Consider the following 18,824-nt stretch of genomic DNA (forward strand, 5'->3'; position numbering starts at 1 on the left):
GCGCCAGCCGACGCCGTCGCTTCGGCGCCGGTCGCCGCTGCCGCGCCTGCCGCTGCACCTGCCGCCGCCGCGCCTGCCGTGAACGGCAAGCTGGCGCACGCGTCGCCATCGATCCGCAAGTTCGCGCGCGAACTGGGCGTGGACCTGGCCCGCGTGGGCGGTTCCGGTCCGAAGGGCCGCATCACCCAGGAAGACGTGCAGAACTTCGTCAAGGGCGTGATGTCGGGCGCCGTCGCCGCGCCAGGCGCTGCCAGCGCACCGGCTGCCAAGGGCGGTTCGGGCGTCGGTCTGGACCTGCTGCCATGGCCGTCGCTGGACTTCAGTAAATTCGGCGCGACCGAATTGCTGCCGCTGTCGCGCATCAAGAAAATCTCGGGTCCGAATTTGCACCGCAACTGGGTCATGATCCCGCACGTCACGCAGTTCGACGAAGCGGACGTGACGGACCTGGAAGCGTTCCGCGTCGACACCAACGCGGCCAATGCGAAGAACAAGGATGCGGCCAAGCTGACCATGCTCGCCTTTGTGATCAAGGCCTCCGTCGCCGCGCTGAAGAAATTCCCCGCGTTTAACGCCTCGCTCGACGCCAAGGGCGAAAACCTGATCCTCAAGCAGTACTACAACATCGGCTTCGCGGCCGACACGCCGAATGGCCTGGTGGTACCCGTGATCAAGGGCGCGGACCAGAAGTCGGTCTCGCAGATCGCCCGCGAAATGACGGAACTGTCGCTTCAGGCGCGCGAAGGCAAGCTGAAACCGGCCGACATGCAGGGTGCCAGCTTCACGATTTCGTCGCTGGGCGGCATCGGCGGCACGCACTTCACGCCTATCGTCAATGCGCCGGAAGTGGCGATTTTGGGTCTGTCGAAGGCCTCGATCAAGCCGGTATGGGATGGCAAGGCCTTCCAGCCGCGTTTGATGATGGGCACCTCGCTGTCCTACGACCACCGCGTGGTCGATGGCGCGATGGGCGCGCGATTCTCCGTGTACCTCGGCGAAGTCCTGGCCGACATGCGCAAAATTCTGCTGTAAGGAGCGATTGATGAGCACAGTAGAGGTAAAAGTACCGAATATCGGCGACTTCAAGGAAGTCGAAGTCATCGAACTGATGGTCAAGGTGGGCGACACCATCAAGGTGGACCAGTCCCTGATCACGGTCGAATCGGACAAGGCCAGCATGGAGATCCCGTCGACCCACGCAGGCGTCGTCAAGGAATTGAAAGTCAAGGTCGGCGACAAGATCGCCGAGGGCAGCGCGCTGCTGGTGGTGGAAGCGGCGGAAGGCGCGGCAGCTCCGGCAGCCGCACCGGCGTCCGCTCCTGCGCCTGCCGCAGCCGCTCCGGCAGCGGCGGCACCGGCCGCGGTCGCCGCCATCCCGGCCGGCAATTACAGCGGCCAGGTCGACATCGACGTCGACATGATGGTGCTCGGTGGCGGTCCTGGCGGCTACTCGGCGGCGTTCCGCGCGGCCGACCTGGGCATGTCGACGGTCATCGTCGAGCGCTATGCGACCCTGGGCGGCGTGTGCCTGAACGTGGGCTGCATCCCGTCGAAGGCGCTGCTGCATGTCGCTTCCGTGATCGATGAAACGGCGCACATGTCCAACACGGGCGTGACGTTCGCCAAGCCGACGATCGACATCGACCAGGTACGCAAGTACAAGGAAGGCGTGATCTCGAACATGACGGGTGGCCTGGCCGGCATGGCCAAGGCGCGCAAGACGCAAGTCGTCACCGGCGTGGGCCAGTTCCTCTCGGCGAACCACATCGAAGTGACGGCAGGCGACGGTTCTAAAAAGGTCGTGCAGTTCAAGCAAGCCATCATCGCCGCCGGTTCGTCCGTGGTGAAACTGCCATTCGTGCCGGAAGACCCGCGCATCGTCGATTCGACGGGCGCGCTGGAATTGCGCCAGATCCCGAAACGCATGCTGGTCATCGGCGGCGGCATCATCGGCCTGGAAATGGCGACTGTGTATTCGACCTTCGGCGCGCGCATCGACGTGGTCGAAATGATGGATGGCCTGATGCAGGGCGCGGACCGCGACGCGGTGAAAGTGTGGCAGAAGTTCAATGAGAAGCGCTTCGACAACATCATGACCAAGACCAAGACGGTCGCGGTCGAGGCACTGCCGGAAGGCATCAAGGTCACGTTCGAAGCGGCCGAAGCGGGTGCCACCGCACCGGCGCCGCAAGTCTACGACCTCGTGCTCGTCGCCGTGGGCCGCAGCCCGAACGGCAAGAAGATCGCCGCCGACAAGGCCGGCGTGAACGTCACCGACCGCGGCTTCATCGAAGTCGACAGCCAGATGCGCACCAACGTGCCGAACATCTTCGCCATCGGCGACCTGGTGGGCCAGCCGATGCTGGCGCACAAGGCCGTGCATGAAGCCCACGTGGCCGCGGAAGCGGCTTCCGGCCAGAAATCGCACTTCGACGTCAAGGTGATCCCGTCGGTCGCCTACACGGATCCGGAAGTGGCATGGGCCGGCATCACGGAAGATGAAGCGAAAGCCAAGGGCATCAAGGTCGAGAAAGGCCACTTCCCGTGGGCCGCCTCGGGCCGCGCCGTGGCCAACGGCCGCGCCGAAGGCTTCACCAAGCTGCTGTTCGACGCGGAAACGCACCGCATCATCGGCGGCACCATCGTCGGCACGCATGCGGGCGACATGATTGGAGAGATCGCGCTGGCCATCGAAATGGGCTGCGACGGCACCGACATCGGCAAGACCATCCACCCGCACCCGACCCTGGGCGAGTCGATCGGCATGGCCGCCGAAGTGTACGAAGGCGTGTGCACGGACTTGCCGCCGCCGCGCAAGCGCTGATGTTGTAGCGCTATGTCGTAACACTAAAAACCCCGCAAGCGATTGCGGGGTTTTTTACTATCCAACCATCGCCGGCACGCACGCGGGCGACAGGTGAACGATGAAGCGGCGAGATCGCGCTGGCCATCGAAATGGGCTGCGACGGCACCGACATCGGCAAGACCATCCACCCGCACCCGACCCTGGGCGAGTCGATCGGCAGGTTGGCAAAAGCGCGCCGCAGCATACGAAGGCGTGTGCACGGACTTGCCGCCGCCGCGCAGGCGCTGATAAAAAATTAACTTTCAGTACAAAAAAACGGGACGTGTTCCCGGTTTTTTTTATTTCCCTTGACCTTCAGCAGGGTAAACCGTGGCGCGGCGGCAGCATGTGAAAATTGGTGAGTATTGCCGTATGGAAAAAATGGCAGAATGGCGGTCTGTAACCATGTTTTGCTTCTATGGAAACGTGCGATTTTTCCAGCAATGTTGCCAGCGTGGGAGTCGGTCAAGTTCCGCTGTAGCAGGAGCCTGTCCCGGCAGATGAATACATCCCCTGCTGGCGCCCTCAGAAGCGGGGACTGCGTTGATCGTCGTCGCGTGGCTCGCCATGCATCCTCCTCACGCCTTGTCCGCGCTCCTGATGCACTGCCAGCAGAAGACGCTCCCTACTGGGATAGGCTCTAAGAAAGTTTTGCAACGATGAGAAAATTTACCGCCCTTCATATCGCCGATGTCCGTTTGCGCCGGGCTGATGAGCAAGAGCAAGCCGTGATGCTGCATGCCTTGTACCAGGATGTGGCCGCTATCCTCGCGGCGGGCAAGTGGATCGATGCGATTTTCTTCACAGGCCAGCTGGTGGCGCCGGACGCCTGTGCCGGCACGACGCCCGTGTACGTCTACGAATACTTCTTGCGCCCCTTGCTGCAGGCGGCCAGCTTGCCCGGTGCGCGTTTCTACCTGGTGCCGGGCAGCCGCGCGCAGGGTGTCGCCGCGGCGGCGCTGGGCAATGCCGGCTTCAGCTTTTTCTCTGCCGACGAGCACGCCAGTGCCGAGCAGCGCGCGCACTACAAGAATATCCACGCCGTGTTCCATGGTCACCAGCATACGGGCGATGCCAGTTCGCTGATGAAGTCGCTGGGCATCCTGTTCAAGAGCAATCCAGGCAGCCTGTACGGTGCGAATGGCCAGATGGCGGCATTTTCCGTGCTCGAGTTCGGCACGGGCGAGGCTGATGGCGGCGGGGCAGGCGCGCAGTGGACGGTGTCGCTGCGCGAGTTTGATGACGTGAGCAAGAACTTCGCCCTGTCAGTGTTGTACACGCCGAACGGCCAGGAAACGGGGCAGGTGGATGCCGAGTATGTGTTTGCCACCTTGCTGCCGCAGCTGGCAGGCGATCGCGCCTATCTCGATGGCTTGCTGTGCAAGGCGGGCGCGCAACGGCGCGAGGATGCCGGCGTCGCTGCCGACGCGCGCGAATTCCTCATCGAACTGGCGTTCGTGATGTTCGAGGCCAAGAGCGTGTTCCTCAGCGAGGCGGAGCTCGAGCGTTTTGTCAGTGACTATTGCGGCGTGAAGGGCTGGACCATGGCGGCCGGGGACTGGCTGGCGCCGCTTTATGCGCATGGCTTGCTGCTGTGCGCCGATGGCCAGGTGGCGTTTTCCTTCGATTACTTCCGCACGTATTTCCTGGCGCAACGCTTTGAAACCTCGTTCGACCTGATGCGCTACGGCCCGGACCGCTACGATGGAAGTGAGCCTTCACTCAGCGTTGATGGGGCGTCGGCGGCCCAGCCTTTCCTGCGTGCGCTGGGCTTGAACGATGAACAGGTCGAAGCGGCGCCGCCGGAAGACTGCAGCCGTCCTGGCTGACTTCCGGGGCCATCCGTCCCGCGTCAGGCCGCCAGCGGCTGGCGCAGGGTGCCGTGCAGGAACAGGTCGAGGCTGACCGCCACCTTGGTGCGTAATTGCGCCACGTCGGGCTGGGCCGGCGGCGGAAACAGCAGGCGCGACATCTGGTCGCCCAGCAGGCAATTGAGCAGGTGCAGCGCCAGCACCGATGGCGTCAGCTCCGCGCGAAACAGGGGCGCGATGTCGGGCCGGCTGAAAAACTTGGTCAGCATCTCGCGCGTCTGTCCCGGCCCCACCTTGTAAAACGTTTCCGCCAGTTCCGGGTGCGTGGCCGCTTCCGCCACCACCATGCGATTGAGGCGGATCGCCGCCGGCATGGTAACGAGTTGCACAAACAGCAGGCCGAACTCGCTCAAAATGGCGGGCAGGGGCCGCATATCCGTTTCCAGTGCCGGCATGGTCGAGAAGTAAGCGGCGCGGCGCAGGTCCACCACGGCGTTGAACAAGCCCGACTTGCCGCCAAATTTCACATAAATCGTGCGCACGGCCACATGGGCTTCGCGGGCGATCATTTCCAGGCTGACCTTCCCATACCCTTTTTCCAGAAACAGGCAGCCGGCCGTGTGCAGCAGGTTCTCCATGCGCGCTTCCATGTCGGCCGCGCGCGGCCTGCCGGCTGGCTTGCCGCAGCAGGAAATCTCCTGGGTGTCGGCGGATTCTTTATCGGTAGGCAAGGTGTCGCTGAGGCCGGGATCGGACATGGTCTGGGTCTCTTTATAAGTGGGAAGGTAAGTGATGGCTTACACTGTAGTGCAAATTAAAATGAAATGCAATCGTTTCATTTCTTGACTTTGGCTTTTCTTTGCCCAATAATGAACCTATATCATTTCATTTTCGGAGCGAGTATGTCCAACCAGCCAGGCCAAGCAGAGCACAAGGTGCTGAGCGCCGTCCCACCCGCGGCCCCTGCCGCACCTTCCACGCCCGCCGCTGCCGCCAGCTCCGCACCACCGAACAACCGCGTGAAAATCATCGCCGGCCTGATCGTCCTCGTGGCGCTGGGTGCCGGCGCGCGCATGTGGTACCGCAGCCACTATTTCGTGGAAACGGAAAACGCCTATGTGGCCGGCCACGTGCATCCCGTCTCGGCGCGTATTTCCGGCGTCGTCACCAAGGTTTTTATTGATGACAATCAAATCGTGAAAGAGGGCGACGTGATCGCCGAACTCGATCCCTTCGATCAGCGCGTGAAAACCGAGCAGATCGCCGCGCAGATCGCCAGCGCCGAGCAGCAAGTGCTGCAGGCCGACGCGCAGATCGCCCAAGTGCAGGCGCAAGCGAGCGCCGCCCAGGCGCAAGTGGCGCAAGCCGATGCGCAATTGCTGCGCGCGAAACAGGATGCCGAGCGTTACGGCCAGCTGTACACGAGCCAGATGAAAGCCGTCTCGAAAGCGGAACTCGACGCGGCCAACGCGGCCCGTTCGAGCGCCGTGGCCGACCTGGCCGCCCGCCGCGACAGCGCCTCCGCCGCGAAGTCGCAGATCGGTGCGGCGCAAGCCGCGCGCGACGTGGCCAAGGCGCAAGTGGCCGTGCTGCGCGTGCAATTGAAGGACGCGCAGCAGCAGCTGCAATACAACCGCATCCTGGCCCCCGTCGCCGGCCGCATCGGCAAGCGCAACGTGGAAACGGGCATGCGCGTACAGCCTGGCCAGCAATTGACGGCCATCGTGCAGGACAACGTCTGGGTCACCGCCAACTTCAAGGAAACCCAGCTGGCCGACCTGCACCGCGGCCAGAGCGTGCACGTGAGTATCGACGCCATGCCGGGCAAGAAACTGGTGGGCACCGTGGACAGCTTCGCCCCTGCCTCGGGCGCGCAATTCGCCCTGCTGCCGGCCGATAACGCCACCGGCAACTTCACCAAGATCGTCCAGCGCGTACCGGTGAAAATCGTCTTCCAGCCGGAAGACATCAAGGCCATGAATGGTCGTCTGGTGCCGGGCATGTCGGTGATCGCCGAAGTGGAAGTGAACCAGCCGGAGCCGGCCCAGGACAAGGCCGCGCGCCACGCCGCCGCTCCCGCCGCCCAGACCGCCACCCGCTAAGCTTCCATGAGCAGCTCCTCCACCACGCTGGCGAAGCCGCCAGCGTTTCCCGTGATCAACGAGAAAGTCTCCGGGCGCACCTGGCTGGCGGTCGGCGCCGGCATGCTGGGCGCCTTCATGGCGGTGCTCGACATCCAGATCACGAACTCCTCGCTCAAGGATATCCTTGGCTCGCTGTCGGCCACCCAGGAAGAGGGCTCGTGGATTTCCACGGCCTACCTGGTGGCTGAAATTATCGTCATTCCCCTCACCGCGCTGCTGGCGCGCGTGTTCGGACTGCGCTCCTACATGATCGGCACCACCGCTTTCTTCCTGCTGTTCTCCACGTTGTGCGGGGCGGCCTGGAACCTGGAAAGCATGATCGTCTTCCGCATGCTGCAGGGATTCACGGGCGGCGCGCTGATCCCCATGGCGTTCACCCTGGTGATGCTCAAGCTGCCCGCTTCCAAGCGCGCCGTCGGCATGGCCATTTTCGGCCTGACGGCCACCCTGGCACCAGCCATGGGCCCGACCCTGGGCGGCTATCTGAGCGAGCTGTATGGCTGGCCCTCGATCTTCTACATCAACTGGGTACCGGGCGTGCTGCTGATCGCCGGCATGATCTATGGCCTGGACAAGGAGCCGATGCAGCTCAAATTGTTCTGGAAGGCCGACTGGCTGGGCATCTTCTTCATGGCCCTGGGCCTGGGTTGCCTGACCATCTTCCTGGAAGAGGGCAACTCGAAGGACTGGTTCGACTCCGGCTTCATCATCACCTTCGCCGCACTGGCCCTGACAGGCATCCTGGGCTGGGTCGTCACCAGCGCCACGCGCGCCGAGCCCTTCGTCAACCTGGCTTTGTACGGCCAGCGCAACTTCCTGGTCGCCACCGTGCTGTCGGCGGTGACGGGCATGGGCCTGTATGGCTCGGCCTTTTTGCTGCCCCTGTTCCTGGGCCAGATCGCCGGCTACTCGCCGATGCAGATCGGTGAAGTCATCATGTGGGTGGGCTTGCCGCAGCTGTTCATCATGCCGTTTGTCGCCAAGCTGTCGTCCGTGGTGGACAACCGCATCCTGTGCTCGTTCGGCCTGTTGCTGTTCGGCGGCTCGTGCATGATGAATGCCTACATGGACGCGTCCACCGGCTACGACCAGCTGCTGTGGTCGCAGGTCGTGCGCGCGCTGGGCCAGCCCTTCGTCATGCTGACCCTGTCGAACTTCGCCATGAAGGGCATCGCGCCGAAGGACATGGCGTCCGCTTCTAGCCTGTTCAACATGACGCGCAACCTGGGCGGCTCGATCGGCATCGCCCTGCTGGCAACAGCGCTGAGCACGCGCGAGCATTTCCACTCGCAGCGCCTGGGCGAAGCGATCAACGCGTATTCCAGCGCCACGCAGCTGCGCATCGACCAGCTGACGTCATCGTTCCTGTCCAAGGGCTATGACGCCGTCACGGCCGGCAACCAGGCCTTGCAGGCGATCGACGGCATCGTGCGCCGCGAAGCGTATGTGATGGCCTACAACGACGGCTTCTTCCTCGTCGGCGCCATCCTGCTGGCCTGTATCGTGCCCCTGTGGCTGGCCGACAAACTCAAAGCCCCCGGTGGCGGTGGCGGCGGTCATTGAGCGCCGCACGCAGCCACCTCAAGAACAAGAAGGTACACATTATGCAAACAGTATTGACGAAAATCGCGCTGGCCGCTTCCCTCGCCGTGGCGCTGTCCGCCTGCGGCACCGTGGGCCAGGATTTCACCGCCCCGGCAAACGTGGCCGGCAGCGACACCTTCCGCCACGGCGCGGCCGCCGCGGATGCCGCGCAGTTGCCCAAAGAGTGGTGGAGCATCTACGGCGACGCCACGTTGAACCGCCTGGAGCAAAGCGCGCTGCAGGACAATCCCGGCGTGAAGGCGGCGGGCGAGCGCCTGCTGCAGGCGCTGGCGCAAAGCGGCACGGCGCGCGCCAACCAGGGCCCGAGCGTGAACGTCAGCACGGGCATCTCGAACTCGCGCACCTCGGCCAACACCTCGCAAGGTCTGGCCCTGGGCAACCGCTCGATCAGCGGCAATAACTTCTCCGTGGGCGGCTCGCTGTCGTATGAAGTCGACTTGCTGGGCCGTGTAAAACGCATGGTCGAAGCGGCCGATTCGCAAGCCTTGGCGGCGCAGGCCGACCGCGACGGCGTGCTGCTGATGCTGTCGTCGCAAGTGGCCAGCAATTACTGGCAGCTGCGCGGCCTGGACGCGGAAATGGCCATCCTGAATGGCGCGCTCGACACGCGCCGCGAGTCGGCGCAGCTGGTCGAGGCGCGCTTCAATGCGGGCCTGACGAATGAGCTGGACCTGGCGCGCGCGAAAGTCGAACTGTCGAACGCGCAGGCCGACCTGCATGAAGTCAAGCGCCAGCGCAATCAGCTGGAAAACAGCCTGGCCACCCTGACGGGCAAGCCGCCGTCGGCGTTGCAATTGCCGGTGGCCGCCGATCCGTCCATCTTGCCGCTGCCGCCCGCCATTCCCGTCGGTTTGCCCGCCAGCCTGCTGGCGCACCGTCCGGACCTCGTGTCCAGCGTGGCGGGCCTGCGCGCGGCGAACGCGCAAGTGGGCGTGGCCGAAGGCGCGTTCTATCCGTCGCTGCAATTGACGGGCAATTTCGGCTACGCTTCGGAAAAACTGCGCGACCTGGCGCAGGGCGGTTCGCGCCAGTTCAGCTTTGGCCCGCTGGCCCTGTCCCTGCCGATCTTCGACGGCGGCCGCAATCAGGCGAATCTGGACCTGTCCAAGGCGCGCTATGCGGAAGCCGTGGCGAACCATGAAACGAAGCTGCTGACGGCCTTGCGCGAAGTGGAAGATGCGCTGTCCGACGTGGAGCAGCGCCAGTTGCAGGGCGACGCGCAAGCCCAGTCGCAGGCAGCGGCGGCGCGCGCCTACCTGGTGGCGCGCACGCGCTACGAGCGCGGCATCTCGACCTACCTGGACGTCACCGATGCGCAGCGCAGTTCGCTGGCAGCGGACCGCGCCGCCGCGCAGATCAAGACCCAGCGCCTGCTGGCGACGGTCGCCGTGGCCCGCTCGCTGGGCGCTGGCTGGCAGCATTGAGGGACACCAGATAAAACCTACTGCGCGTCGCGCTTTGCGGCCGGCGATGCTCACCGGCTCGGCGCCCCCGTACTAAAGTACGGTTGCGCTTCTCGGCCACAAATCGCTGCCGCTCGCTACGGTTTTCTCTGGTGTCGCAAGGTCAACCATGAGCAACAAATGACAAGGCTATCCAACTAGTTACGTGAGCGTGGCCGGTGGCGGTGTCGCCGCCGGCCCGTAGCGTTCCAGCAGAAAATCGATGAAGGTCGTCAGCTTCGGCGTGGGCTGGCGGTCGCGCGCATACACGAGGTGCATGGGGCGCGGCGCCGGCACGTAGCCGTCCAGCAGCGGCACCAGCCTGCCGGCGGCGATATCGCCGGCCATCAGGATCTCCGCCTGCATGACGATACCGAAGCCGTGCAGGGCCGCCACGCGCAGCGCCTGGCCATTGTTCGAGCGGAAGCGGCTCTCGCGCACGGGACTGCCATCGTCGTCGCCGCTCCTGGCCAGGCGCCAGCGCACGTGGCGCGTCCATTGCATGAAGTCCAGGCATTCGTGGCGCGCCAGGTCGGCCGGCGTGCGCGGCGTGCCGTGTCTGGCCAGGTAGGCGGGCGCGGCGCAGATCACCATGGCATACGGCCGCAGCACGCGCGCCACCATGCCCGAATCTTCCAGCTTGCCGATGCGGATGGCCGCGTCGAATCCTTCCTCCACCAGGTCCACCGTCCTGTCGTTCAGGTTCAGTTCCAGGCTCACTTCCGGATACGCATCGAGGTAGTCGGCCATCAGCGGCGCGATGCACTCGCTGCCAAACGACACGGGCGCCGTGATTTTCAGCTTGCCGCGCGGCGCCGCGCGCATGGCTTCCGCGCCCCGTTCCGCCGCATGGATGCTGGCCAGGATCTGGCGGCACTGTTCCGCATACTGCTGGCCGATTTCCGTCAGGCTTTGCCGCCGCGTGGTGCGCGCCAGCAGCCGCGCACCCAGCCGCTCTTCCAGGTATTTGATGTGCTTGCCCACCATCACGGGCGAAATCTGGAACGCCTCGGCGGCGGCCGTGAAACTGCCCGCATCGACGACGGCGACAAAAATCTCCATGCTGCGCAATTTATCCATGGCATCCTGATTGCAAACTGTGGGTTGGTAATCTTGTAAATTCTAGCGTATTTATTCCTTTTTGTAAGCGGCGCATACTGGCTCCATCGTTCAACCCACACAAGGAAGCAACATGAAAATCGTCATCATCGGCGCCAGCGGCACCATCGGCACGGCCGTCGCCGCTCAACTGGCGCAACGCCATGAAATCATCGAAGTGGGCAGCCGCAGCGGTACGCACCAGGCCGACATGGGCGACATCGCACAAGTGCGCGCCCTGTTCAAGCGCATCGGCAAGGTCGACGCCGTCGTCGTCACGGCAGGCAAGCTGCATTTCGGCCCCCTGGCTGAATTTACGCCCGAGCAATTCCGCCTGGGCCTGGACAGCAAGCTGATGGGCCAGGTCAATGTGGCGCTGGTGGCGCAGGAATACCTGAACGACGGCGGCTCAATTACCTTGACCAGCGGCATCGTGGCCGAGCAGCCTATCCGCTTCGGCACGGCCGCCAGCATGACGAATGCCGCCGTGGAAGGCTTCGTGCGCGGCGCCGCCATTGAATTGCAGCGCGGCGTGCGCATCAATGTCGTCAGCCCGACGGTGCTGGCCGAATCGCTGGAGTCCTACGGCCCCTTCTTTTACGGCTTCGAGCCGGCCGCCGCCAGCCGCGTCGCCCTGGCCTACAGCCGCAGCGTGGAAGGGGCGCAGACGGGGCAGGTGTACAAGGTCTGGTAGGCCCGCTTGCCATGCCATGGGGGCAGGTGGGACAATCGCAGGCTGAACAAGAAAGCGCTGGCGTGCCATCCGCGCCAGCCGCTCCTGAGAAAAATCCAACCGAGACTTCCATGAAAAAATTCCTGATTCCCCTGCTGATGGCCGCCGCCGTCGGCAGCGCCTGCGCCGCAACGCCAGCCACCCCGGCCAGCGCGCAACAACTGACGGCCATGAGCGCCCGCTATGCGCCCGTCGCGCTGACGGCCGACGTCACCCACCTGTCCGCAGGCGACCGCCAGGCCATCGCCAAGCTGGTCGAGGCGGCCAAGCTGGTCGACGTGCTGCAGCTGCGCCAGCGCTGGTCCGGCAATGAAGCGTTGTGGACCGCCCTGAAGAAGGACAAATCCGCGCTGGGCCAGGCGCGCCTGAATTATTTCTGGATCAACAAGGGACCGTGGTCGGTGCTCGATGCGCACGCCTCGTTCATGCCGGCCAGCTACGCCGGTATCGCCATTCCCGCGCACAAGCCGGAAGCGGGCAATTTCTATCCGCAGGGCGCCACCAAGGCCAGCCTGGAAACGTGGATGAACGGCTTGCCGGCGGACGACAAGCAGCAGGCGCAATGGTTCTTCACGACCATCCGCGCGGGCAAGGATGGCAAATACCAGACCGTCAAATATTCGGACGAATACAAGGTGGAGCTGAAACAGCTGGCCAAATTGCTCGACGAAGCGGCGGCCGCCACGGACAACGCATCGCTGAAGAAATTCCTCACCTTGCGCGCCAAGGCTTTCCTCGACAACGACTATTTACCGTCCGACTTCGCCTGGATGGACCTCGACTCGCCCGTCGACATCACCATCGGCCCGTATGAAACGTATAACGACGAACTGTTCGGCTACAAGGCCGCGTTCGAGGCGTACGTGAACATCCGCGACCAGGCGGAAACGCAAAAGCTCAATTTCTTCGCCAAGCACATGCAGGAACTGGAAGACAACCTGCCGCTCGATGCCCGCTACCGCAACCTGAAAGTGGGCGCGCTGGCGCCGATGGTGGTGGTCAACCAGGTGTATGGCGCCGGCGACGGCAACATGGCCGTGCAGACGGCCGCCTACAACTTGCCCAATGACGAACGCATCATCAGCGCGCGCGGCTCCAAGCGCGTGATGCTGAAGAACGTGCAGGAAGCCAAGTTCAAGGCCACCCTGACGCCGATCTCGAAACTGGTACTGACGCCCGAGGCGCAACAGGATGTCGATTTCAATTCCTTCTTTACGCACATCCTCGCGCATGAAATCATGCACGGCCTGGGTCCGCACGCGACCGTGGTCGATGGTAAGCCATCGACGCCGCGCCAGGACTTGAAGGAAGCGTATTCCACCATCGAGGAAGCCAAGGCCGACATCACGGGCCTGTTCGCGCTGCGCTACATGATGGACAAGGGCCAGCTCAACGATACCTTGGGCCAGGGCGAGGCGGCCGAGCGCAAGCTGTACAACACTTTCCTGGCATCGGGTTTCCGCACCCTGCATTTCGGCCTGACGGATTCGCATGCGCGCGGCATGGCCATCCAGATGAATTACATCCTCGACAAAGGCGGTTTCGTCTCGCTGGGCGACGGCAAATTCGGCGTCGACTTTGCGAAGATCAAACAGGCCGTGATCGACCTGGACCGTGAATTCCTGACCATCGAGGCGACGGGCGACTATGCGCGCGCGCAAGCGATAATGACGAAGTACGTGGTGATCCGCCCTGAGGTACAGGTGGCGCTCGACAAGATGAAGGCCGTGCCCAACGATATCCGCCCGGAATTCGTCACGGCCCGCGCACTGGATCAATCGGCGAAGAAATAAACCTGGCTTGATCGTTATCAGTCTGGAAAGCCGGCGCATCCGCGCCGGTTTTTTTTTCGTCTTTATTTGCGAAAAGTTGCCAGTTTTTCCTTGTGGAAATATTTTCACCGCTTACTCTGCAGTGGTAAATCCTCCTTGCTTCCCGCCGATCCCATGCTGAAACCGATCTTGTTGATGAGCTTGCTCATCGCTTTATTTTCTTTGCCTGCAGTGGCCGCCGCCCAGCTCACCGAACTGGAAATCCATTGGCTGCAGGCGGGAAAACCCGTCATCGATTATGCGCGCACGCAGGGCTTGCCCATCGATATCATCGTGCAGCCCCAGGATGCGCCCGGCGCGGTGCCACTGGCGCTGGGCTATGCAGCAGGGCGCTGCAAGCTGGTGCTGTCCTTGCGCGGCAATGCGCAGGCGGAGGGCGTCTTGCAAGATGTACGGCCCGCGCGCCACGCCCTGATGATCGAAGCGATGACGGCGCATGAAATCGGCCATTGCCGGCGCTATGCGCAGGGCGACTGGCACGTCTTGCCGCGCGGCTTTGTCGAGCCATCGAGCCTGCAGCCGGGCAAGCTGACACCGCTGGCGCAGGAGCTGCGCGAGACGCGCCGCGAAGAAGGGTACGCGGACCTGGTGGCCCTGGCCTGGATGCATGGACGCCACCCCGGGCAGTACAGGGAGGTGTTGGCCTGGATGCGCGGCGTGCGCGCCGCAGGCGGTTCGCACGCCACGCAAGGCTGGCTCGCGCTGGCCGATGGCGCAGGTGTGTTTGATGAGTCCGCTTCGCCATTTGTACAGGCGCAAGTATTGTGGCGGAAGGGCTTGAGCGGCGACAAATGATGCTGCATTTTTAAGATGAATGGCTTGTCAGCGTGTGCTGTCGCACGGAGCTTTGCGTCCGACAGGGGTCTAATCTGGGCATCAACTAACCAGAGAGGAACCATCATGAACAAAATGATCGCACTCATGCTGGCCGCCAGTGCCAGCGCCCTGCTTGCCGCCGCGCCCGCGTATGCGCAGGATGCCTCGTACAAGAGTTTGACGGACAAGGCATCGGCAGACTACAAACAGGCCAAGGCCGCCTGCGACAGCCACAGCGGCAATGCGAAAAAAGTCTGCGTGGAAGAGGCCAGGGTGGCGCGTGCCAAGGCCGATTCGGACGCCGTGGCGGAATATCGCAACACGCCGCGCGAGCTGACCAAGGCCCGCAAGGATGTCGCCAATGCCGAGTATGACCTGGCCAAGGCCAAGTGCGGCGACCGCACGGGCGCCGACAAAACCACGTGCATGAACGATGCCAAGGCGGCGAAAACGGCCGCGCTGGCCGACGCCAATACGGGCGCCAAAGCCGGCACCAACGTGGCGCAGAATCCGCCCGCCACCACGAAGGAGAATTGCGACGCCATGGATGCGCCGGCCAAGGCCGCCTGCGTGACGCGCAACGCGGCCGGCAGCACCAAGACGGCCGTGGCCGACTCCGTCATCACTACCAAGATCAAGGCGGATCTCGTCAAGGACAATGACTTGAAAGCGCTCGACGTGCACGTGGAAACGGTGAATGGCGTCGTCATGCTCAGCGGCTTCGTGCCTTCCCAGGCGCAAGTGAAAAAAGCCGCCGACCTGGCCCGTGGCGTGGAAGGCGTGACGGATGTGAAGAATGGCTTGAAGGTGAAGTAAGCCACATTCTGCGCAGCGTTAAAGTCAGGACTGGAGCGGCACGCAGCAGTGCCGCTCCAGTTTTTTGATTGTATAAATTACGATCATAATATAACATGAGAAAAATCCCGCCGGCTGGTAGTGGCCGGCATCCGTTTTTTCTCATGAGGACAGCATGCTTTCTCTTCCCTTTTCGCAATGGCTGGAGCGGCGCGGCATCCACTTTGCCTGGGTCATCGTCGCCATTACTTTCCTCACGGCACTGACGTCGTCGGCCGCGCTGGGCTTGCCGGGCGCGCTGATGCAGCCGCTAAGCCGCGAATTCGGCTGGGATGCCGAGCAGATTTCCTCGGCCCTGGCCGTGCGCTTCGTGCTGTTCGGTTTGATGGGGCCGTTTGCCGCCATCCTGATGGAGCGCTTCGGCTTGCGCAATATCATTTGCGTGGCCCTGGGCCTGATCGCCACCGGCATGCTGCTGGCCACGCGCATGACGCAGTTCTGGCACCTGGTGGCCCTGTGGGGCATCCTGCTGGGGCTGGGCTCGGGCATGACGGCGCTGGTCTTGAGCGCCGTGGTGGCCAACCGCTGGTTCGAGACGCACCGGGGCCTGGTGGTGGGCGTGCTGACGGCCAGCTCGGCCACGGGGCAGCTGCTGTTCCTGCCCGCGGGCGCCTGGCTGATCGAGCACTACGGCTGGCGCGCGGCCGTCATGCCCGTGTTTGCCGCTAGTGCCATCGTCGCCGTGCTGGCCTTCCTGTGCATGCGCAACCGTCCGCAGGACGTGGCCTTGCGTCCCTACGGCGCCGATCCGGCCGCGCCCCTGACGGCGCCAGTGGCCGCGAAAATGACATTTGCCACGCCGTTCCTGATACTGCGCAGCGTGGCGGCAAACCGCACCTTCTGGATACTCTTCGGCACCTTTTTCATCTGTGGCCTCAGCACCAACGGCCTGATCCAGACGCACTTCATTTCCCTGTGCGGCGACTCGGGCCTGTCCGCCGTGCCGGCCGCTTCCGTGCTGGCCATGATGGGCGCGTTCGACCTGTTCGGCACGATCTTGTCCGGCTGGCTGTCGGACCGCTATGACAACCGCAAACTGCTGTTCTGGTACTACGGCTTGCGGGGGCTGTCGCTGTTCTGGCTGCCGTATTCGGAATTCACCCTGTACGGCCTGTCGCTGTTCGCCATGTTCTATGGCCTCGACTGGATCGCCACCGTGCCGCCGACCGTGAAACTGGTGGGCGCCACGTTCGGCCGGGAGCGGGCGGGCATGGTGTTCGGCTGGATCTTCGCGGGCCACCAGCTGGGCGCCGCCGTGGCCGCGTATGGCGCGGGCCGCATCCGCACCCTGATGCTGACCTACAACCCGGCCCTGTTCGCGGCCGGCGCCGCCTGCCTCGTCGCCGCGCTGATGGTGCTGGCGATCGCCCGCCAGAAGGCGGCCGTGGCCGCTGTCCAGCCGGCATGAAAAAAGCCAGGCCCGCTTATGCGGAGCCCGGCTTTTCATTTTTTCAAGCACGTTTCAGGATTTACTTGAGGTATTTGGCGAGCCATCCTTCGACTTCACTGTAGAAGAAACGGCTGTTCTCGCCCTTCAAAATCCAGTGGTTTTCGTCCGGGAACACCAGCAATTTCGCCGGCACATTCAGGCGCTGTTGCACGGCAAAGTTCATCAAGGCATTGTTGGCCGGCACGCGGTAGTCGAGTTCGCCCACGGTGATCAGGATGGGGGTGGTAAATCCCGTGCCTTTTTCGTGGTTGCCCGCCTGCATGATGGGGCTTTGATCGCGCCATACGGGCAGGTTCGACCAGACGGGGCCGCCCGCATTCGTTTCACGGCCGAAGCCGCCATCGCTGGTGCCCCACTGCATGATCAAATCCATTTCGCCCGCGTGCGAGACGATGGCCTTGTAGCGCGTGGTGGTCGCTTGCAGCCAGTTGGCCAGATGGCCGCCATAGCTGGCGCCGCCAGCGGCCAGCTTGGTGCTGTCGATAAACGGGTATTTCTTGATGGCTGCATCGACGCCCTGGTTGACTTCATCGCCCGGACCTTTCAAGGGGTCGAACTGAATCGAGCGCGAGAATTCCTCGCCATAGCCGGTGGAACCCTTGTAGTCCGTCAGCAGCACGACGTAGCCAGGCTTGGCCAGCAAGTGATAGTTCCAGCGCAGCACGAACTGGTCGCGCCACATGCTGGCGGCGCCGCCGTGGATGACGGTAAACAGCGGATATTTCTTGTTCGGGTCAAAGTTGGCGGGTTTGACGAGCATATTGTGGATCCGGCGGCCGTCTGCCGTGGTGAACCAGAAGTGCTCGGGCGCCTGCCAGTCGATTTTATCTGCCTTGTCCGTATTGAAAGCCGTCAGCCGTTTCGGCTGCTTGCCGTTGAACGCATAGATTTCCGGCGGATTGATGGCCGACTCCCACACGCCGACGAGGGCCTTGCCGCCGCTGCTCAGCGAGTTGATGGTGCCCGTTGGCAAGGATGGCTCTTCGCGCACCTCGCCGCCCCTGGCATCGATCGAGTACAGTTTTTCCAGGCCCGCATGTTCATAGCTGAAGATGACGCGCTGGCCGCCTTCGGGCAGCACGTAGCGTGAAATCGAGCGGTCCAGCTTGGCCGTCAGGATGGCTGGCGCAGGGTTGCTCATCGGCCAGGCAAAGCTGGCCAGGCGTTTCACGTCATACACTTTACCGGGCGTTTGCGCGTCGCTCAAGGCGAACAGGGTCTTGCCGTCGGCCGCGAATTTCAGCGAGCCATAGCTGTGCTTGTCCTGCGTGAGGCGCTGCGCCTCGCCACCCGCCACGGGCAGCAGGTACAACTGCGAATAGACGGCTTCGCGCTGGGCCGCATCGCGGTTGGTGGCCGCGTTGAAGACGACGGCCTTGCCGTCCGGCGTCCAGACGGCATCGAGCGATTGCCCTTCGTCGCCCTGGCCGCCGCCAAAGCCCGGCAGCGCCACCAGTTGTGTGCCCGACAGGATGTCGCGCGGCGTCGCCGCAGCTTGCGCATCGACGATGAACAGCCGCACCTGCTTGTCGGTCAGCCATTTGTCGAAATAGCGCGGTGCCGTCGTTTCATACGAACGGGCGCTGACTTTGCGCTCCTTGCGCTCTTTCGCGCTTTGTTTGACGTCGGCTTCCGTCTTGTTGCCAGGATAGATGTCGCTGATGAACAGCAATTGCTTGCCGTCAGGGCTCCACTTCGGCATGCGCGCGCCCAGGGTGAGCGAGGTCAGGCGTTGCGCTTCGCCGCCGGCGGCCACGTCGAGACGGTAAATCTGGCCCGCTTCATCGCCGTCGCGCTTGGCAACGAAGACCAGCTGGCGGCTGTCCGGCGACCAGGCCACGGCGCTTTCGCCGCCCTTGGAATACGTCAGGCGGCGCGCGGGGCTGTCATCCAGCAGGGACTTGATCCACAGGTCCGACCATTGCTCTTGGCTTGAGTAGGCGCTGTCGACCACGGAAAACACGGCCCATTTGCCATCGGGGCTGGCGACGGGCGCGCCCACGCGTTTCATCAGCCACACGTCTTCATGCGTGATGGCATGTTTGGCATTGGCTTGCGTTTGCGATGCGGCAACTGGCGTGCCGGCCTTGGTATCGGCGGCGTGGGCCAGCGAGGCGCAGGCTGCTGCGATCAGCAGGGAGCCGAGGGAACGGCGAAGACGGGGTGAGGTCATGGGCGTGGTCCGGGTAGTGA

Annotated in this window: 15 protein-coding genes; 12 read left to right on the forward strand and 3 right to left on the reverse strand. The window is 63.6% G+C overall.

Annotation, left to right across the window (positions count from 1 at the left end):
- From CBW66_RS17360 to CBW66_RS17370, 4 genes are all read left to right on the forward strand, one after another.
- Positions 1-1,032, forward strand: a 1,032-nt coding sequence (locus CBW66_RS17360; protein WP_172402981.1) for a 2-oxo acid dehydrogenase subunit E2, incomplete at its 5' end; no start/stop codon positions are given.
- A gap of 10 nt (positions 1,033-1,042) precedes the next feature.
- Positions 1,043-2,824 carry a dihydrolipoyl dehydrogenase gene (gene lpdA, locus CBW66_RS17365; protein ID WP_086140024.1) on the forward strand — a complete coding sequence of 594 codons (1,782 nt, stop codon included), beginning with the start codon at positions 1,043-1,045 and terminating at the stop codon, positions 2,822-2,824.
- A 131-nt stretch (positions 2,825-2,955) separates the two neighbouring features.
- Complete coding sequence (locus tag CBW66_RS29020; RefSeq protein ID WP_170933017.1) at positions 2,956-3,105, forward strand: hypothetical protein; 150 nt, start codon at positions 2,956-2,958, stop codon at positions 3,103-3,105.
- A gap of 399 nt (positions 3,106-3,504) precedes the next feature.
- Positions 3,505-4,674 carry a hypothetical protein gene (locus CBW66_RS17370; RefSeq protein ID WP_139841747.1) on the forward strand — a complete coding sequence of 390 codons (1,170 nt, stop codon included), beginning with the start codon at positions 3,505-3,507 and terminating at the stop codon, positions 4,672-4,674.
- A gap of 23 nt (positions 4,675-4,697) precedes the next feature.
- On the opposite strand, the gene CBW66_RS17375 is transcribed toward CBW66_RS17370, so the two are convergent.
- Positions 4,698-5,414, reverse strand: coding sequence for a TetR/AcrR family transcriptional regulator (locus tag CBW66_RS17375; protein ID WP_086140022.1), 717 nt, complete (start codon positions 5,412-5,414; stop codon positions 4,698-4,700).
- A gap of 144 nt (positions 5,415-5,558) precedes the next feature.
- On the opposite strand from CBW66_RS17375, the gene CBW66_RS17380 reads away from it, so the two are divergent.
- Genes CBW66_RS17380 through CBW66_RS17390 form a run of 3 tightly spaced genes read left to right on the forward strand, consistent with a single transcriptional unit; the run spans position 5,559 to position 9,829 of the window.
- Complete coding sequence (locus CBW66_RS17380; RefSeq protein WP_086140021.1) at positions 5,559-6,758, forward strand: HlyD family secretion protein; 1,200 nt, start codon at positions 5,559-5,561, stop codon at positions 6,756-6,758.
- Between the two features lie 6 nt (positions 6,759-6,764).
- On the forward strand, positions 6,765-8,363 hold the full coding sequence (locus tag CBW66_RS17385; protein WP_086140020.1) for a DHA2 family efflux MFS transporter permease subunit: 1,599 nt from the start codon (positions 6,765-6,767) through the stop codon (positions 8,361-8,363).
- A 41-nt stretch (positions 8,364-8,404) separates the two neighbouring features.
- Positions 8,405-9,829, forward strand: a complete 1,425-nt coding sequence (locus CBW66_RS17390; RefSeq protein ID WP_086140029.1) for an efflux transporter outer membrane subunit — start codon at positions 8,405-8,407, stop codon at positions 9,827-9,829.
- 180 nt (positions 9,830-10,009) lie between these two features.
- Here CBW66_RS17390 and CBW66_RS17395 read toward each other — a convergent pair whose 3' ends face one another.
- The gene (locus tag CBW66_RS17395; RefSeq protein WP_086140019.1) at positions 10,010-10,927 is read right to left on the reverse strand and encodes a LysR family transcriptional regulator; all 918 of its coding nucleotides are present in this window, start codon (positions 10,925-10,927) and stop codon (positions 10,010-10,012) included.
- 112 nt (positions 10,928-11,039) lie between these two features.
- Between CBW66_RS17395 and CBW66_RS17400 the strand changes: the two genes are divergently transcribed.
- From CBW66_RS17400 to CBW66_RS17420, 5 genes are all read left to right on the forward strand, one after another.
- Positions 11,040-11,639: a short chain dehydrogenase gene (locus CBW66_RS17400; RefSeq protein ID WP_086140018.1), complete on the forward strand. Its 600-nt coding sequence runs from the start codon at positions 11,040-11,042 to the stop codon at positions 11,637-11,639.
- Between the two features lie 110 nt (positions 11,640-11,749).
- On the forward strand, positions 11,750-13,471 hold the full coding sequence (locus CBW66_RS17405) for a hypothetical protein (RefSeq protein ID WP_086140017.1): 1,722 nt from the start codon (positions 11,750-11,752) through the stop codon (positions 13,469-13,471).
- A 153-nt stretch (positions 13,472-13,624) separates the two neighbouring features.
- Positions 13,625-14,305, forward strand: coding sequence for a hypothetical protein (locus CBW66_RS17410; RefSeq protein ID WP_086140016.1), 681 nt, complete (start codon positions 13,625-13,627; stop codon positions 14,303-14,305).
- Between the two features lie 105 nt (positions 14,306-14,410).
- Entirely contained in the window at positions 14,411-15,142 is a 732-nt protein-coding gene (locus tag CBW66_RS17415; RefSeq protein ID WP_086140015.1) for a BON domain-containing protein, read from the forward strand.
- Positions 15,143-15,296: 154 nt separating this feature from the next.
- The gene (locus tag CBW66_RS17420) at positions 15,297-16,589 is read left to right on the forward strand and encodes an MFS transporter (protein ID WP_086140014.1); all 1,293 of its coding nucleotides are present in this window, start codon (positions 15,297-15,299) and stop codon (positions 16,587-16,589) included.
- 61 nt (positions 16,590-16,650) lie between these two features.
- Here the strand turns inward: CBW66_RS17420 and CBW66_RS17425 are convergent, their stop codons facing one another.
- Positions 16,651-18,804, reverse strand: a complete 2,154-nt coding sequence (locus tag CBW66_RS17425; RefSeq protein WP_086140013.1) for a S9 family peptidase — start codon at positions 18,802-18,804, stop codon at positions 16,651-16,653.
- Positions 18,805-18,824: the final 20 nt, after the last annotated feature.

The organism is Janthinobacterium sp. GW456P, assembly GCF_002127655.1.
In the GTDB taxonomy this organism is placed as follows: Bacteria; Pseudomonadota; Gammaproteobacteria; order Burkholderiales; family Burkholderiaceae_D; genus Janthinobacterium.

What these genes read in the sequence shown, in the direction of transcription:
- CBW66_RS17390 (WP_086140029.1), top strand. Translation starts at nt 8,405, where the DNA reads ATGCAAACAGTATTGACGAAAATCGCGCTGGCCGCTTCCCTCGCCGTG.
- CBW66_RS17410 (WP_086140016.1), top strand. Translation starts at nt 13,625, where the DNA reads ATGCTGAAACCGATCTTGTTGATGAGCTTGCTCATCGCTTTATTTTCT.
- CBW66_RS17405 (WP_086140017.1), top strand. Translation starts at nt 11,750, where the DNA reads ATGAAAAAATTCCTGATTCCCCTGCTGATGGCCGCCGCCGTCGGCAGC.
- CBW66_RS17385 (WP_086140020.1), top strand. Translation starts at nt 6,765, where the DNA reads ATGAGCAGCTCCTCCACCACGCTGGCGAAGCCGCCAGCGTTTCCCGTG.
- CBW66_RS17420 (WP_086140014.1), top strand. Translation starts at nt 15,297, where the DNA reads ATGCTTTCTCTTCCCTTTTCGCAATGGCTGGAGCGGCGCGGCATCCAC.
- CBW66_RS17395 (WP_086140019.1), bottom strand. Translation starts at nt 10,927, where the DNA reads ATGGATAAATTGCGCAGCATGGAGATTTTTGTCGCCGTCGTCGATGCG.
- CBW66_RS17375 (WP_086140022.1), bottom strand. Translation starts at nt 5,414, where the DNA reads ATGTCCGATCCCGGCCTCAGCGACACCTTGCCTACCGATAAAGAATCC.
- CBW66_RS17400 (WP_086140018.1), top strand. Translation starts at nt 11,040, where the DNA reads ATGAAAATCGTCATCATCGGCGCCAGCGGCACCATCGGCACGGCCGTC.
- lpdA (WP_086140024.1), top strand. Translation starts at nt 1,043, where the DNA reads ATGAGCACAGTAGAGGTAAAAGTACCGAATATCGGCGACTTCAAGGAA.
- CBW66_RS17415 (WP_086140015.1), top strand. Translation starts at nt 14,411, where the DNA reads ATGAACAAAATGATCGCACTCATGCTGGCCGCCAGTGCCAGCGCCCTG.
- CBW66_RS17370 (WP_139841747.1), top strand. Translation starts at nt 3,505, where the DNA reads ATGAGAAAATTTACCGCCCTTCATATCGCCGATGTCCGTTTGCGCCGG.
- CBW66_RS17425 (WP_086140013.1), bottom strand. Translation starts at nt 18,804, where the DNA reads ATGACCTCACCCCGTCTTCGCCGTTCCCTCGGCTCCCTGCTGATCGCA.
- CBW66_RS29020 (WP_170933017.1), top strand. Translation starts at nt 2,956, where the DNA reads ATGGGCTGCGACGGCACCGACATCGGCAAGACCATCCACCCGCACCCG.
- CBW66_RS17380 (WP_086140021.1), top strand. Translation starts at nt 5,559, where the DNA reads ATGTCCAACCAGCCAGGCCAAGCAGAGCACAAGGTGCTGAGCGCCGTC.